Genomic DNA, 15,611 nt, shown 5'->3' on the forward strand with positions numbered 1-15,611 from the left:
CAGTTTAGTAAATTTTACCTTCAGTGGCTACTTGCGCTTTATCAATACGCGTTGGTGTTACTGCGCCGTCAACAAGCGACTGTGTTGCTGTGGCTAACGATTCAATGACTTTATGCATCGATGATAAGTCTAAGCTACTAATGTCGTCGCTAACTTGATGATAATGTTGGTCCTTATCGAGTTGTGTACTGCTAAAACTGTGTGCAGGTACACCTAAACGCGCCAAAGTTGCATTGTCTGAGCGATAAAATAGCCCTTGTTTTGGGTAGGGGTCTTGGTATATTTGTGTGTTAAGCGCGATGAGTTTTTCATTGAGTAATGCGCCTAAATTAGAGCGTTCCATACCCGTCATCCAAACGGTTCCTGCGCCAAATTTTGATGGTTTGCCAATCATTTCAATATTGATCATGGCAACCACGTTATCAGGGTTAAGCTGCTGTGAAAAATAGCTAGAGCCAAAGCCGCCAATCTCTTCAGCCGTAAAAGCACTAAACATTAACGTACGTTTGTTATCACCTTTTTGAGCGTAATATTGCGCTAAATTTAATACCGCTGTCGTACCCGACGCATCGTCATCAGCGCCATTATAGATTTGTTTACCATCTTCTGTGATACCCAAGTGGTCGTAATGTGATGAGTATAAAACGATTTCTTTAGGGCTTTCAATACCGGGTAAGACACCCACTACATTGGTTAGCGATTGTTTAGTGATTATTGCACTGGCGTTAACGCTATAGTTTTCAATTTTATTTTCGTCACTTAATACCATGACAATAGCACCAGGATGTTCAAGTGAAAGCTTAGTTAAGCCACGATTAAAATAATTTTGATAAGCCTTAAAGCTTTTGGCATGTGCGCTATTGATAATAACTAAGTGTTGACCACCTACTTGGTTTAACTCAGTTAAGATTTTACGTAAATCATCGGTTCTATCAACCCTATGGCTTTGTGCATTACCGAACTGCCAATTTACTTGTTCCATCGTTGTCGCTATAGCCAAGTATTCAGGACTAATTTTTTTACTATTTAACACCACGTTAAGCGTTTGAGCTTGAATTTGATTGACAGTAAAAGTTTGTAAGAACAGCGCAGGTTTATCTTTGGCGTCAAGAGTCGCATTAATGGCTGCTTTACTTAACGGGAGATTGGTTTGCAGGGGCTTTAGGCCAATATTAGCAAAGCGCTGAGCAATATAATTTGCCGCTTGGTCAATTTCAGGGCTAAAACTTGCCCGACCTTTTAAATTGTCAGCGGCTAAATAGGTAATATCTTTGACCACTTGTTTTAAGGGTATTGTTGCTGCAACGCTAGAAAATGAGCAGGTAATCGCTAACACAACCGATAATATTTTGAGTTTATAATCAGTGTTTTTCTCTAGTGAAGAGTTAAATATGCGCATCATAGTTATTGGTGTTGCCATAGTATTTAAATATTTTATTATTGCAAAATAATCAAGTGCTAACGCTAAGTGTTGTTATTCAATTAGCGCATATTAGGCTAAGGTTATTTAAGGTCATTTAAGGTCATTTAAGTTTATTGAGTTCAATTAATAGTGACTGTTCACCACAGGTAAGCCAGCACTGGCCATCTTGTATACTCACTTGAAACTCCATCGAGCGATTGGCGAGTAGCTCCAAAGCTTGTGATGTTTCTTCACTAAAGCTTTCTACCGATAGTTTATTGAGTTGATTTAGTTTACTTTTAGATTGTTGCCACCAGGTGTCTACGCTGCTGCCATAACAATAAAGCTTCACTTGTTGAGCGCGATTACAGGCTTTTTTCAGTCTTTTTTCATCGAGTTGGCCTAGTTCAATCCATAGTTCAATGACATCACTGTAATTAACTCGCCAAATGGCTGCTTCGTCCTCATCACTAACACCTTTACCAAATTGTAGGTTTTCACTGGCATTGAGGACATAGGCAATGAGTCTGATCATCATACGACGGTCATTCTCAGAAGGGTGCTGTGCTATGGTTAATTGTATGGTGTCATAATAGTGACGATCCATATCAGAGAGATGGATCGTCGCTTTTTTGATGGTTGCTTTTAAGGCCATGAAGATTCTGAGTATTATTTTTGATTAATTAATTCAGTATATTAACGCGTATTAAGTCCTTGTGATAGCAACTTATAACAAGTGAATTAATTAATATTCAGCTGGTATGTGCTATTTTACCAGCTACCTGAATTTTCCATACTTAACCAAGGTTCTTGTGGCGCTAATCGCTCACCTTTTTGCAATAATTCGATTGAAATATTATCAGGTGATTTAACAAATGCCATGTGGCCACAGCGTGGTGGTCGGTTAATAGTAATGCCTGCGGCCATTAGCTTTTCACATAAGGCATAGATATCGTCAACCTCAAAGGCTAAATGGCCAAAGTTTCTACCCACAGTATATTCTTCTGCTGAATGCCAGTTGTGGGTAAGTTCTATTTCAGCGGCACCGGGCTCTGTTGCTAAAAATATTAAGCTGAATTTACCTGCAGGAACGTCAAAACGGCGGGTTTCTATTAAGCCTAAATGCTTAATAAAAAAATCTAGTGACTTATCTAAGTCCGTAATACGAATCATAGTATGTAAAAATTTCATAGTTTACTCATCCATTTTCTATTTAATGATAAAAATATTTAATGATAAAATTGATAACCTTATCATTATTAGTCTTTGATAATATTATTTGGGGGAGGTTTTTAAGTTATTTATGGTAAAAACATATCGCTCAGTTTCCACTTCCCCTAATGAAAGTATTGGTTTTTTGCTTTGCTAACAGGTAAAAATTATTGAGTTAAAGTTTAAGCACCATACTTATACTAGCGTTTATTTACCGTCGTGTTTTACCTCTTGGTATCTTTTACTGAAGAGAATTCTTGATGCTGAAAGCTTAATTAGCTCAATAATCGCATCAATTTAAATCGCATCAGTTAGGCTCATGGATGATGACATCTAATGTTAATTTTGCTGTACTGATTGTCGTTCAATAAGTTCAGGAATAAACATGTTGGTGATGTCTAACTCTTTTTGCTTATAGACATTTTTCAGGATCCATTGAGTAGACATTTTCGCCATATCGTTAATTGGAAAATTAATAGTGGTTAATTGAGGGTAGAGATATTCAGTGAAAAAAGCATTATCAAAACCAATAAATGAACATTGTTCAGGGATTAACAATTTATGATCCCTGGCTCCTCGCATGGCTCCAGATGCCATTTCATCATTTGAACAAGCAACAGCCGTAAATGTGGTTTTATGCTTGATGAAGAAATTGATACCATCTCGACCGCTTTTTGTTAAATAATCACCTTCATAGAGTAAACTTTCTTTAAAGGGGATATTGGCTTCAGCTAACGCTTTTTTATGGCCAGCTAAGCGTTCAGTAGAATCTTGTTTTGTTAAAGGCCCAGAAATATAAGCAATTTCCTTATGTCCTTGTTCAATTAGATATTTTGCAGCTAAATAACCCCCTAGTTCGTTATCTAAATAAAAGCAATGGTCACTAATTTCTGAGATATTGCGGTTTAAAATAACAAAAGGGGTATTACCTTTGCTTAATTTAATTAAATAGTCATCTGAAATGGCGTCAACCAGTAAAATAAGTGCGTCACATTTTCGATCAATTAAAAAGTCTAAGCCATTTATTTCACTTTTTTCATCACTATGACCTGCAGTAATAACCGCATGTTTACCTGCATTTCTGAGCTCTAATTCAATGCTGCTCAACATGGCACCAAAAAAGGGACCATGTAACTCAGAAACTAGTACACCAACACTGTTTGAACGATTAGAAGCTAATGATCGGGCAATGGTATTTGGGCGATAGTTTAACTCGTTCATGGCTGCCACGACTTTTTCTTTAGTTTTTTTACTGACATGTTCATGATCATTCAGTACGCGAGATACAGATGATAATGAGACTCCCGCTAATGCGGAAACTTCGTATATAGTCGCCATTTTATTCCTTCATCTTTTTTATTAATGCTGCTTTTGAGGACTTAAACATAAAAGGTCTTAGCTAAACCCAATACTGAACCTATAGTTATAACTGTTATAAGATACACAAATAATTTCTATTTTAGAAGCGCTTCCTATGACTGTAAATAATAGTTGCTTTTTATCTTAATGACATTCAATATGGAAGCGCTTCCAGTTTATTTTAAAAATACTTACTTAAGGACTGCCTGAGTGTATTAAAGTGGAAAATTATAAAAATAACAACAGCAGCAATGACCTGTTGTTCATAATTATTAGGGGAATTATATGGCTAGTACACCGGTTCAATCAAATGTGAATAGGTTTTCATCAAACACTGAAAACCAAAATTATACTTTTGCACTTACATCATTAACATCACTCTTTTTTATGTGGGGATTCATTACCTGCTTAAATGATATTTTAATTCCTCATTTGAAAGCTATTTTCGATTTATCTTATAGCCAAGCAATGCTAGTACAGTTTTGTTTTTTTAGTGCGTACTTTCTCGTTTCTATTCCTGCAGGAAAAATAGTTAAAAAAGTAGGTTTTCAAAAAGGCATTGTGCTTGGATTGATTGTTGCTGCCATTGGTTGTTTTGCTTTTTACCCAGCAGCAGCCATGCACAGCTACCCGGTATTTTTAATGGCACTATTTATATTAGCCAGTGGTATTACGATATTACAAGTGTCAGCTAATCCTTATGTCAGTATTTTAGGCAATCCTGAAACAGCCTCTTCACGTCTGACGATGACACAGGCATTTAATTCACTTGGCACCACGGTCGCGCCATTTTTTGGTGCTTATTTGATCTTAGATCAAGTAGCAGAATCAATGTCGGTCGCTCAACAAGCAGAATCAGTGCAATTACCTTATGTTTTACTCGCCGGTTTATTATTAATACTGGCGGCTATTTTTTCTTATATAAAATTACCTGTCATTGAGCATATTGAAGAGTCAGTGGCTGAAAAACCGATAGCAGGTAGCGCTTGGGAATATCGTCATTTAGTTTTAGGTGCCATTGGTATTTTTGTTTATGTGGGGGCTGAGGTTTCTATTGGCAGCTTTTTAGTCAGCTTTTTTAATGATCCGAACATTGCTGGTTTAGAAGAATCCCAAGCAGCAAAATATATTGCCTATTATTGGGGTGGTGCGATGGTGGGACGATTTATTGGTGCCGCGGTTATGCAAAAATTAGCCGCAGGAAAAGTATTAGCCTTCAACGCTTTTATGGCAGTAGTATTTATTATTATTACTATCTTTGCATCTGGTCAAATAGCGATGTTGGCCATTCTGTTAGTAGGTTTATGTAATTCAATTATGTTCCCTACCATCTTTAGTTTGGCCATTAATGGCCTAGGCCAGCATACCAGCCAAGGCTCAGGTATTTTATGTTTGGCGATTGTTGGTGGTGCTATTTTACCACTGATTCAAGGTGTTTTAGCCGACAGTATTGGCCTACAAAACTCATTTTTCTTACCCATTATTTGCTATGCATTCATTGCTTATTATGGCTTGTCAGGTAGTAAACCTGTATCAGTAAAGGTATAAATATTGTTATGTCTATTCAAATAAATTCACTTAAAAGCGTTGCTAAACCCTTTATGGGGATTGCTGTTGCCATGTCACTTTTTGCTTGTACTGATAACGCTAACTCTAACGCTAACTCGGATATAGCTCAGGTTGATGTTGCCCCTTATGGCGAAAACAATATAGCCATTTGGCCGGTACTTGATATTGAAGTTAAAAAAGACAGTAACGTTGAAACTAAAGTCGCGAAAATTTTAGCGACTATGACGTTAGAGCAAAAAGTTGCCCAGATGATCCAACCTGAAATCCGAGACATTACGGTTGAAGATATGCGTAAATATGGTTTTGGCTCATATTTAAATGGTGGTGGTGCTTTTCCTGATAATAATAAGCACGCAACACCTGCTGATTGGATAAAATTGGCTGAATCTCTCTATCAAGCATCAATCGATGACTCAGTAGATGGGACAAATATTCCAACTATGTGGGGTACTGATGCAGTACATGGTCATAACAATGTGATTGGCGCAACATTATTCCCTCATAACATTGGCTTAGGCGCGGCAAATAATGCTGAACTTATGGAAAGTATCGCCAGTATCACGGCTAAAGAAGTGATGGTAACCGGTATTGATTGGGTGTTTGCTCCTACGGTTGCTGTTGTTAGAGATGATCGTTGGGGCAGAACCTATGAAGGTTACTCTGAAGACCCTGAAATAGTTGGCTTATATTCCGCCGCTATTGTAAAAGGGCTGCAAGGTGCTGTCGGCGATGACTTTTTAGGCGACACTCGCGTTATCAGTACAGTTAAGCACTTTATTGGTGACGGTGGCACAAAAGGTGGTGATGACCAAGGGGATAACTTAGATAGTGAAAGAGATCTTTTTAAACATCATGCCCAAGGTTATGTTGGTGGCTTAACGGCTGGCGCGCAATCGGTCATGGCATCATTCAATAGCTGGCATGGCGCTAAAACGCACGGCAACAAGTATTTAATGACCGATGTTTTAAAAGATCGTATGGGCTTTGACGGCTTTGTTGTTGGTGACTGGAATGGTCATGGCCAAGTAAAAGGCTGTACTAATGAAAGCTGTCCACAAGCAGTCAATGCGGGCTTAGACATCTATATGGTGCCAACAGCTGCTTGGAAACCTTTGTATGAAAATACCATTAAACAAGTTAACAAGGGTGAAATTAGCTTATCAAGAATAGATGATGCGGTGAGCCGTATTTTAAGAGTAAAAATTCGTGCAGGTTTATTCACTAAACCCAGTCCAAAAAATCGTCCATTATCAGGTAAAACTGACTTAATTGGCTCAGCAGAGCATCGTTTAGTTGCTCGTCAAGCCGTACGTGAATCTTTAGTTTTGCTTAAAAATAAAGCTAATTTATTACCCTTAACGCCGAGTGCAAATGTATTAGTTGCAGGAGATGGCGCTGACAATATTGGTAAGCAGTCAGGAGGATGGAGTATTACTTGGCAAGGTACAGGTAACACTAACGCTGATTTTCCGGGTGGGTCTTCGATTTATGACGGTATAGAGCAAGTTGTTAATGCGGCTGGCGGTAAAGTGCAATTAAGCCCTACAGGTGAGTTCACTGAAAAGCCAGATGTTGCTATTGTTGTTTTTGGTGAGGAACCTTATGCCGAGGGTAATGGCGACTTAGATAACCTTGAGTATCAACGCGGTAATAAAACCGATTTAGCTTTACTCAAACGTTTAAAAGCACAAGGGATACCTGTTGTTTCTGTTTTTATTAGCGGACGACCAATGTGGGTAAATGCGGAACTTAATGCGTCAAATGCTTTTGTTGCTGCTTGGTTGCCGGGTTCAGAAGGCAATGGTGTCGCTGACGTTTTATTTAGTAAAGCGGATAGCAGTTTACGTTATGACTTTAAGGGTAAGCTTTCATATTCATGGCCTGCTAGTGCGGATCAAACCTCTGTTAATAGATTTGATGAAAACTATCACCCCCTATTACCTTATGGTTTTGGTTTAACCTATCAGCAGCAAGATAATAAAAAAATGACCCTATTGTCTGATCAGTTAAGTGAAGTCTCTAAAATATCTTCTGATGAGTTAGCCACTTTTAAAATATTTGACTTAGCGGTTAAGCAGCCATGGAGTGTTGCGTTGCAATCAGGTGAACAGTCATCTCCTGTTATTTCAAATACGCAGTCATTAGGGGCTATTACCTTAAGAACTATGGACAAAGTGGTACAAGAAGATGCTAGAACAATAACCTTTGATGGCAGTGAACTAGCAAGTGTTAATATCTTTAGTAACTTTCCGGAAGATTTGCGGGCATATATCGAGGCTGACTCGGTATTAAGTTTTAGCGTACGTTTAGAAACTACACCAGTAGCACCGATTAATTTAGCTATGAGTTGTGAAGGGGATTGCAAAGGCTCTCTTGATATTACCTCATTGTTAATTAACCAGAGTTTAAATGAATGGCATAACGTGACGATCGACTTAGCTTGCTTTAAAGAAGCAGGTACAGATTTCTCCAAAATTATGTCGCCTTTTAACTTGTCTACTCAAGGCAAAGTTTCATTAAGCTTCGCTGATATAAACTTAACGCCACAAGGTATTGATAAAGCAACAATGAGCTGTGATTAAACTATTATTGACGCGTTAAATTAAACCGCCGTATTACTAGAATTACGGCGGTAACTACTGATTGCAATTTATTAATAAAAACATATATATAACAAGGACTTTTCTATGCAGCATTTAACATTATTACTCATAGCCTGTTCAATGACTTTACTCGGATGTGGTGGTGGATCGGGTAACAACACGAACACGACTAATATATCAACTACGCCAGCTACAGATATATCTTCTGATCATGCGAGTGAAGAGAGTAAAGACCCAACAACTGCTTCTGTAGTGAATAATCAATGGCAGTTAATTTGGCAGGATGAATTTAATGATAACAATATTGATTTAAACAAATGGAGTTTTGAGGTCAATTGTTTTGGTGGGGGTAATGATGAACAACAATGTTATACCGACCGAGAAGATAATGCTTTTATTGAACAAGGTATTTTGAAAATAGTGGCATTAAAAGAAAATTTTACCGGTCCTGCGGCACATGACGATGATACTAATTACAACGCTATGAATACCCGCACTCTACCTTATACATCAGCACGTTTACGCAGCAAAAACAAAGGTGACTGGACTTTTGGGCGCTTTGAAATTAGCGCTAAATTACCGCAAGGACAAGGCACTTGGCCAGCCATTTGGATGCTGCCTACTGACTGGGCTTATGGTGGATGGGCTGGCTCGGGTGAAATTGATATTATGGAAGCGGTGAACTTAAAAACACAATCAGATGAAGCGGGTGCGAGCTCAGGAGAAGAAGAATCACGTGTGCATGGCACGCTTCATTATGGCCGTGCCTGGCCTGAGAATGTTTATTCGGGTAAAGGATTTAACTTACCTGATGGTGTAAACCCCGCAGATGGTTTCCACGAATACGCTGTTGAATGGCAAGCAGGGGAAATTCGTTGGTATGTTGATGATATTCATTTTGCTACCCAGCGTGATACCGGCTGGTATAGCCAATATATGAATGATGAGGGTTTATTGGTAAACGGTGCGGGTGGTGCACCTTTTGATCAAAAATTTCATTTATTATTAAATTTTGCTGTTGGCGGGAATTGGTCCGCTTCGGTTAACGACAAAGGCATTAATGACAGTGTATTTCCACAATCATTAGAAATAGATTATGTCCGAGTGTATGAATGCTCAGTGTCACCTCTCACAGGTGCTGGCTGCGCAACAATCGGTGATGACGCCGCTTTAGTTGATGGTAAGCAAGCACCGGCGCTGTAATTGTTTAAGTACCCTGAAAATGCTTATTGATTGATAAGGGATATATAGAACAGTTAAATGCTAACTAAGACTTTAAAAAGTATTAGTTAGCATTTTTTTACGTATAAATTAACATTACGATAAGTATCTAGCCAATAAGTAGCTTCATTATTAACTTGGTAATCTAATAATCCTTGACGAGCATCTTTTGATACCAAAATATGATCGCCATCAACGCCATCAACGCCATCAAAAGTAAAATTAGCGATAGGGCACCTGAAGAGCCACTGTTTGTAGATAAGCGATTAGTTCAGCGCATGATTTTCCTAACGGCGACCAAACTGGCAGATTCATAATATTTATTGAATGGTGATTTTTTGGAAGTTTTCTTACATGGGATTTAATAGCAACCAAAGTGACAAGAAGAGCGTCTACGTAGTTTTAATGCTCTACCGATTTGAACAACACAAGGTACAGTAAAGCTTCGTATGGTTCACCGTCCACTGCTTTTAAAAATGAGTTGGCTGTGGGCACTTCTTAATAATTTCAGCAAAGTACTTTTTATCTAAATCATTATATTCTGGCACCCATGCTCTATTGGGCAATGATCCTCGACAAGTATGATTAATAGAATGACTGGCTAATTTATGGCTCTGTTGAGCAGTTTTTCGCCGATCCGTTATATGATCTTCCACGGTAGATGAATTAAGTATTAAATAGAAAGTGGCCTTAAGGTTGAGCTTATTAAGGGCGGGTAAAGAAGGATAAATTGACTGTTTAAGGCATCATCATAGTCAAGACTTACAGCTGTTTAATCTTCTATTTATAATATTGTTTTAAATATTGAATATGAAGCTATATATCAAATGGATACACAACCTTGAAGTTCGGCGAATGAATTCTCTCTAGGGTCAAGAAATCCACCAATATTTTCATAAATCTGCGCATATAGCTACTCTCACTCCGATGTCTATCGTGGTTAGATGATTTGCTTAAGTTGGTATTAATTATTTATACAAAAGTATGTTTTTCAGATTCTTAGTCATGAAATTATTCCTTATATGACCATTGGCTGGTGCTTACTTAAAATGTATTAGGTAGTTATAAAGATTATAGGTGTGTTTGTCTTAACTGAAGGTATGGTATCAAGGCTTGATGCGTAAATATTTTTTAGCTTTTTTAGTTAATTTAATTGAAGTATATTAATAAAGATATTGATGATATCTAAAGAGATATCATCAATATTGAAGTAATGTATCATTATATAAAGCTTGAGTTAACCGCTACTCTCCAGCTAAATGATTCCAATGAATTACTGAGCAATGCCTACAGTTATTTCGTCTAGAGAAACATCACCGACTTGAGCACCCATATCAAATAATACACGGCTATTGTCATCACCAAAACCTGTAGCAGGAACAACAACAAAATATGTCACCCATTCAGTCGTTATAGCAACAGATTCTGTAGTATTATTCCACGGGGCATGGTTTAAACCAACACCAACAATAATATCTCGAGCGACAGAAGCTTTTGCTTTAAATTCTACCACATAAATTGCATCAGGAATGATAGTCATAATTTGGCTTAAATTGACAGCATATGCGTCACCAGCAGTTGCTACATAGGCTTCGTAATAGCTTCCTACGGGATCAGTTGTAGCAAATATATCAGTGCCAGCAGAGTTGACAAGTGAGATGTTACGTAATGAAATGTCTCCTGCAATTGCACCACCCATATCGAATATAGTACGACTATTGTCATCACCTGCAGAAGCTGCTTCCATAAATGTATATGTCTCCCATTCAGTTGTTAACTCAACTGTATGTGTGTTATTGGTCCATGGGTCATGAAATAAACCAAAACCAGCAGTCATAGGACGAGCTGCAGAGGCTTTAGCATCATAACTTAGAGTATAAACTTCACCTGTAACTAAAGTTAATGGATGGCTGATTCCCGTATCATATACATTGGTCGTAGGCTCTGGAACAAGATTTTCATATACATACACACCGGGAGCGTCCGACCAGTCGGTAAGTCCAGCATCAAAGGTACTATTTGTTAATAAGTTACCTGCTGTATCTGGCTTACCACCACTCCCTGCTGAAATAATGACATTCTCAGACGTAGTAAACATACCATCTGTTACGTTTACGGTTACAGAACTAAGACCCTTATCACCTGAAGCCGGAGTGCCTGATAAAACACCGGTACTGGCATCAAAGTTTAACCAAGAACCATCTGGGAGAATTGCTGAGAAAGTTAAGGCATCACCATCAGCATCGGTTGCTGTAAAGGTATGACTATATTCTTCCCCTACTCCAGCAGCTGTTCCAGCAGCGGCACTAGTAAACTCTGGAGCCGCAAATCTTGGTCCAATAGAGTCACCATCTACTGGCTCCAAATCAGCACCACAGCCAGTAAGTGCAATAGCTAAAGCCAAAGTTGATAGCTTAATATTTAAATGTTTAATTTTCATCATGTAGTTGTTCCCCTAGATATTATATTATTAGAACTGCACACTCAAACGGCTTAAAAGAGGAAAAAACAATATGTTGTTAGTCCAATTACAACGTCTAATGCAGCGAGTTCATTTATATGGGTATCGCCATCAGTCCTGCTGGAAGCGCTACCAATTTTTTTTATAGATGCTGCTGATTTATTTTTTAACACACGTTCTTATTCTGTAAACGCTTCCAGTTATACCACCAGTAATGCTTATAACAAAGGTTTTTTTACACTTTTTTAAATTTACAACAATATAGTGACTGTAAATTTTTAAGGGTAACAATATATAAAGTAATAAACTCAACCGGCTATTGAATCTGTCCGTTCATTAGCAGTAATTTAATTCGATCTGGTATGAATATTATATTTCTTCTACATAATTATTAATTGCAAATTTAAGATACCGCAGGCTATTTTGCTTTACAATATTGCTCAATAAAATCTAAATGATTAGGCCAATTATCAACTTTACGCTTAACCGTTAGCTTAATATTATCTAAAAATCTTTGTAATTCATTGTCATCCATTAAATCAACAATAGGGTGATAATGTTCAGGCATTAGACCCTGTCCCATCATTACTTGTACCCAAGATGTTTCTCCAAAAAGCTCTTCTTCTTTTTTAAATACATTGGCGCTTTCTTTAAATAACAACATACGGTGTTTTAACGTTTCAGGGATATCCATATTGCTGCAGTACCGCCAAAAAGGGGTGTCTTTACGATCGGTTAAATTATAATGTAAAATAATAAAGTCTTTAATGCTGTCAACTTCGGTTTTAGTTTGTGTATTAAACTCATCAACATCAGATTGTTTAATCCCTTGTGATGGAAACATCTGCATTAAGCGTATAATCGCTTTTTGAAATAAATGAATACCAGTAGATTCTAGCGGTTCAATAAAACCGGAAGATAAACCTATGGCTACACAGTTTTTATTCCAATGTTTACGACGAGTACCTGTTTTATATTTAATAACGCGAGGTTCATTTAGCAGTTCACCTTCAATATTATTTAATAAAGTTTGTGTAGCTTCTTCGTTGGACATGTATTTACTACAAAAAACAAATCCATTGCCTGTTCGATTTTGCAAGGGAATTTTCCACTGCCAACCAGCATCCCTCGCAATAGAACGTGTATAAGGCACCGGTTTAGTAACAGTTTTAGTTTGTACCGCTATAGCGCTATCACAAGGTAATATGTGTGACCAATCCTCATACCCGGTATGTAGTGCTTGCTCAATTAACAAAGCTCTAGAACCAGTACAATCAATAAATAGGTCACCTTCAACTACTTTACCGTTGGTTAATTCAAGAGAACTAATAAAGCCATTATCTTTATCTAGAACAACATTATTAATACGGCCTTCAATTCGCTTTAAACCATGCTTTTCTGCTATTTTTTGTAGAAACACAGCATATAAACCAGCATCAAGGTGATAGGCATAGTTAGAGGCTTGATCTGCGTCTACGGCAAACTTTCCTGCTCTAGCGCCTAAGTGTTCAGGCACGTAATCACCTATGTCTGAAACTATACCTCGCTGTTTTCCCTTTAACCAAAAATGTTGAAAATCAGCTGCCCAGCAATTTTGACCTAAAAATCCAAAGGAGTGAATATAGTCTTTATTAACATCACGCCAATTTTCAAATGAAATACCCAACTTGAAAGTAGCATTCGTCGCGGCCATAAACTCTTGTTCATTAATGCCTAATAATCGGTGAAAAATATGCAAAGTAGGTATCGTCGCCTCACCAACTCCAACAGTAGGGATGTCATCAGATTCAACAAGGACAAGGTCTAAATTTTTACCAAACAGCTTTGATAATGCCGCTGCTGTCATCCAGCCCGCAGTACCACCGCCGGCAATAACAACTTTTTTTATGGCTTTGTTGTTCATATTTAAATTATCCTTACAAATATAATTATTAGTTTTAAAAAGATATATTCAGTTTATATTTTCAGTTTATTAAGTAAGTCAGCCCTGATTTTTTTTGCTGAATTTACGTCTAACGGTTGAGATAACATTCCCTTAACAAAATCAGGAATATGATCTAAATCGTTTTCTTGATAATCAAAAATATAATAATCAAAAATAGCTTTCCATGCCTGTCTTTGTGCTGGAGGAAGATTTCTCAAACTTAATATCGCTAATTTCAATGCATTTTCTGGTTGTCCCATAAACGCAGGACTGTCTCGCCACCAATGAGTTACCAGTACATTAAAGGCACTTAATGCTTTGACATGATGCCACCACATAGCCGGAAGAAATAAGGCATCGCCAGCTTCCAACTCTGCAACTTGAGCGGCTTCTAATGCTTGTTTAAATTTAGGGAATTTTTTAAAATCAGGTTGTTCAAAATCAATTAAACTAATTTCACGACCACCTGGTGACATTTCTATTGGGCCAACATACAGGTTAGCTATCTGCTCTGGTGGGAATAAAGTAAATCTTCTTTTACCTGCAACACAACATGCGAGGTTATTTGGGAAATCATAATGTGCGGCTATTTTACTTTGATTACCAATCCAAATACTGGTGAATGGTTTTAGATGGTCAATTGAAGCATTATTTTCATCATTATAACTAGGAAGCCAAGCATTAATTTCTGTTGAGGCAACATAGATTGTAGGTGGTTTATTATCTGCAGCGTGTGCTAATAATTTATCTAAGACTATATTCAGATCAGCACGAATGTTTTTAAAGTTAAAACCACTCATATCATCATTGTAAAAAACACGTCCTTGAGTTTCTGGTTCGCCGTAAGCACTAAATACAGGCTTATTATTATATAATTTACGCAAATAATTCGCCGAATGTTCAGGCGACTTTTTACTTTCAATCACCATGGGCCATTTATCACCAAAACCCCTCAAAATAAGTGGTTGTGTTGATGATAAAACAAATTCAGGTATATCACCTGGTTGACAATTGCTTATCTCTTTAACTTTATTTGTTATTGCCAACATTTGCAGATACCAAGTTTAAATTTATAATGAAAAAGGGTGATACTAAACAGATTAAAGACTAAGTCTTTCATTTTTCTTACTGATTAATTTTCTAACATTCGCTTGTGATGCAATGGTCATATAGATTGCTTGTAAATATCCTTTTTTATGCAGTAACGTTAAAACATCACTACTTAATCCAGCTAGTTTTTCTTCGTTAATAGTATAAAAACCAAGCATTTGGTTTTTTGAGTGATCATTAAGAGTGATATCTAAAGTTACTGATTCTAATAATTGATGTTCATTTAAAGCATCGATAAAATCATTACTATCGTTTAGCCCATGGTGAATGGCTTCAAGTAGATCTGCAACTTTATCTAAATAAGGACTATTGCCACCATGTTCTAAAAAGATAGATTCACCTTGTTCTTGATTAACACGGGGATTATCAAGATCAATATTCAACATTCTCTGTTGCTTTTCAATGCCTCCTTCATTTAGTGCTTGTATACCGATTAAAAACGGCTGTCTAGCAACCATTGCTGGAATATAATCCGCAGTCCACTTATTGTCAGAGAGGAATAAGTTCTCTTTATTTTCAAAACCAAACAAAGCAAGTGGAAAGAATTTACCTGTATCTGGATTCTTATTAAAAAAAATGGGGTAATAGGCTTGTACACTTTTAAATTCCATCGGAAAAGTTTGTGCATACCATAGGTTGTCACCATAGGTGGCTGATCGTTCAGTGATTATTTTTAAGTTTTGGTGATCGATGTTGTTTAGTAAAACAGAATTTGTCATTTTTAATTCCACACATTGTTTACATTTATTT

12 protein-coding genes are annotated in these 15,611 nt (G+C 37.2%); 3 read left to right on the forward strand and 9 right to left on the reverse strand.

The annotated features are described in order from the left end of the window. Positions 1-4: 4 nt before the first annotated feature. The 4 genes from H4J61_RS14650 to H4J61_RS14665 form a co-directional block, all read right to left on the reverse strand. Positions 5-1,420: a M28 family metallopeptidase gene (locus tag H4J61_RS14650; RefSeq protein WP_182185744.1), complete on the reverse strand. Its 1,416-nt coding sequence runs from the start codon at positions 1,418-1,420 to the stop codon at positions 5-7. Between the two features lie 103 nt (positions 1,421-1,523). After that, positions 1,524-2,057, reverse strand: a complete 534-nt coding sequence (locus H4J61_RS14655) for a YaeQ family protein (RefSeq protein WP_182185746.1) — start codon at positions 2,055-2,057, stop codon at positions 1,524-1,526. A 116-nt stretch (positions 2,058-2,173) separates the two neighbouring features. Then, positions 2,174-2,593: a VOC family protein gene (locus H4J61_RS14660; protein WP_182185749.1), complete on the reverse strand. Its 420-nt coding sequence runs from the start codon at positions 2,591-2,593 to the stop codon at positions 2,174-2,176. Between the two features lie 360 nt (positions 2,594-2,953). Continuing rightward, complete coding sequence (locus tag H4J61_RS14665) at positions 2,954-3,952, reverse strand: LacI family DNA-binding transcriptional regulator (RefSeq protein WP_182185751.1); 999 nt, start codon at positions 3,950-3,952, stop codon at positions 2,954-2,956. 306 nt (positions 3,953-4,258) lie between these two features. Here H4J61_RS14665 and H4J61_RS14670 point away from each other — a divergent pair, with 306 nt between their 5' ends. From H4J61_RS14670 to H4J61_RS14680, 3 genes are all read left to right on the forward strand, one after another. Next, positions 4,259-5,521 (forward strand): sugar MFS transporter, encoded by a 1,263-nt coding sequence (locus H4J61_RS14670; protein ID WP_182185753.1) that lies wholly within the window; start codon positions 4,259-4,261, stop codon positions 5,519-5,521. Positions 5,522-5,529: 8 nt separating this feature from the next. After that, entirely contained in the window at positions 5,530-8,124 is a 2,595-nt protein-coding gene (locus H4J61_RS14675) for an exo 1,3/1,4-beta-D-glucan glucohydrolase (protein ID WP_259363356.1), read from the forward strand. 105 nt (positions 8,125-8,229) lie between these two features. Then, a complete protein-coding gene (locus H4J61_RS14680; RefSeq protein WP_259363357.1) occupies positions 8,230-9,348 on the forward strand; it encodes a glycoside hydrolase family 16 protein in 1,119 nt (372 codons plus the stop codon). A gap of 488 nt (positions 9,349-9,836) precedes the next feature. Here H4J61_RS14680 and H4J61_RS18165 read toward each other — a convergent pair whose 3' ends face one another. The 5 genes from H4J61_RS18165 to H4J61_RS14705 all read right to left on the reverse strand — a co-directional run bounded on the left by H4J61_RS18165 (position 9,837) and on the right by H4J61_RS14705 (position 15,580). Further along, the gene (locus H4J61_RS18165) at positions 9,837-10,097 is read right to left on the reverse strand and encodes a polysaccharide deacetylase family protein (protein WP_182186050.1); all 261 of its coding nucleotides are present in this window, start codon (positions 10,095-10,097) and stop codon (positions 9,837-9,839) included. 542 nt (positions 10,098-10,639) lie between these two features. Beyond that, positions 10,640-11,809: a carbohydrate binding domain-containing protein gene (locus tag H4J61_RS14690; protein ID WP_182185755.1), complete on the reverse strand. Its 1,170-nt coding sequence runs from the start codon at positions 11,807-11,809 to the stop codon at positions 10,640-10,642. A gap of 436 nt (positions 11,810-12,245) precedes the next feature. Beyond that, positions 12,246-13,730: a tryptophan halogenase family protein gene (locus tag H4J61_RS14695; protein ID WP_182185757.1), complete on the reverse strand. Its 1,485-nt coding sequence runs from the start codon at positions 13,728-13,730 to the stop codon at positions 12,246-12,248. A 53-nt stretch (positions 13,731-13,783) separates the two neighbouring features. Beyond that, positions 13,784-14,800 (reverse strand): cupin-like domain-containing protein, encoded by a 1,017-nt coding sequence (locus H4J61_RS14700; RefSeq protein ID WP_182185760.1) that lies wholly within the window; start codon positions 14,798-14,800, stop codon positions 13,784-13,786. A gap of 51 nt (positions 14,801-14,851) precedes the next feature. After that, entirely contained in the window at positions 14,852-15,580 is a 729-nt protein-coding gene (locus tag H4J61_RS14705) for a SapC family protein (protein ID WP_182185762.1), read from the reverse strand. Between the last annotated feature and the right edge of the window lie 31 nt (positions 15,581-15,611).

It is taken from the genome of Colwellia sp. MB3u-4, assembly GCF_014077065.1.
Lineage (GTDB): Bacteria > Pseudomonadota > Gammaproteobacteria > Enterobacterales > Alteromonadaceae > Cognaticolwellia.